1 protein-coding gene is annotated in these 1381 nt (G+C 61.3%); it reads left to right on the top strand.

Annotated features, from left to right (window positions below):
- The first annotated feature begins 78 nt into the window (after positions 1-78).
- Positions 79-1107, top strand: a complete 1029-nt coding sequence (locus tag C8264_RS21910) for an IS110 family RNA-guided transposase (protein ID WP_108463105.1) — start codon at positions 79-81, stop codon at positions 1105-1107.
- The last annotated feature ends 274 nt before the right edge of the window (positions 1108-1381 follow it).

The following is a 1381-nucleotide window of genomic DNA, read 5'->3' on the forward strand; positions in this document are numbered from 1 at the left end:
GCCGATGGGGTGGACGCCCCCCGACGGCATTTATGTGCCAGAGTTGCGGTGTCGAGAACCGCTACAGAGGAGGCGTCCATGAACGAGGTTAGCATCATTGGGTTGGACTTGGCCAAAAACGTGTTTCAGGCTCACGGAGCGCGAGTTGATGGGTCGGTGGCATTCCGCACGAAGTTGACGCGCGCAAAGCTGCTCGATTTTTTCAGCTCGGTGCCAAAGTGCACGGTAGCGATGGAGGCCTGCGCCAGCGCGCATCACTGGGCCCGAGAGATCGGTAGACTTGGTCATGAGGTGCGCCTGATCGCGCCGATTTACGTCAAGCCCTTTGTCAAGCGCCAGAAGAATGACATGGCCGATGCCGAAGCAATCGCCGAGGCAGCCCTGCGCCCCACCATGCGTTTTGTTGCGGTCAAGAGCGTGGAAAAGCAGGCGTCGGCGATGATCTTCAAAACCCGCGATCTGCTGGTTCGCCAGCGCACCCAGACGATTAATGCGCTGCGCGGCCATATGGCGGAATACGGCATTGTGGCGGCCAACGGGCCCGTTCATATCCAGCGTCTCGCCGAAACGCTGGACGATCCCGATGGCGGGTTGCCGGCAGATGTCATCGCCTTGTGCCAGATGCTGTTCGCTCACATTGCGCTGCTGAACGAGCGCATCGGCTCACTCGACAAGGAATTGCGCGACCGGTCTCGCCGTGATGACACGGCAAAACGCCTGATGACAATCCCCGGCATCGGCGTGATCTGCGCTACCGCTATCGAAGCCCTGGCGCCGCCCATCGAGAGCTTTCAAAAAGGGCGCGACTTCTCAGCATGGCTGGGGCTGACGCCGAAGCAGAACTCGTCGGGTGGCAAGACACGGCTGGGGTCCACCTCAAAGATGGGGCAGCGTGACTTGCGGCGGCTGCTGATCAGTGGGGCCATGACGGTTGTTCGATGGGCGGACCGGAAGGGCGCGCCCGAGGGATCCTGGTTGGCGCGCATGCTGACCAGAAAGCCGCGCATGGTGGTCGCGGTGGCGCTGGCCAACCGTATCGCCAGGATTGCATGGGCCCTCATCCAGAAGGGTGGGATCTACAGAGTTCCGGGTGCTGTCGCCGCGTAAGCGCAAGCAGCACTTGGGTCGTCGGGGGATGTGAGCAGGTCGATCGGAGGGTAAGGGTAAACGGTCAATCAGACGGGAACGGGAAAACCAGTGTCAATCGAAGCGCATTCTCAGCGCGACGCGCCGATTTGGACCCGCTCCGCGTATTCCATACGGGCCCGCGGCGTGCAAATGGCCGCATCATGAGGCCGGACACACGACAGCACCTGACCACATGCCCAAAGCCAATGAAAAACCGCTTGCATCCAGACGGGCGTCCACACACGATTGACAC

This window comes from Devosia naphthalenivorans, assembly GCF_003056355.1.
In the GTDB taxonomy this organism is placed as follows: Bacteria; Pseudomonadota; Alphaproteobacteria; order Rhizobiales; family Devosiaceae; genus Devosia; species Devosia naphthalenivorans.

Bases quoted from the DNA above. Each gene is read 5' to 3' on its own strand.
- C8264_RS21910 (WP_108463105.1), top strand. From the start codon at position 79: ATGAACGAGGTTAGCATCATTGGGTTGGACTTGGCCAAAAACGTGTTT.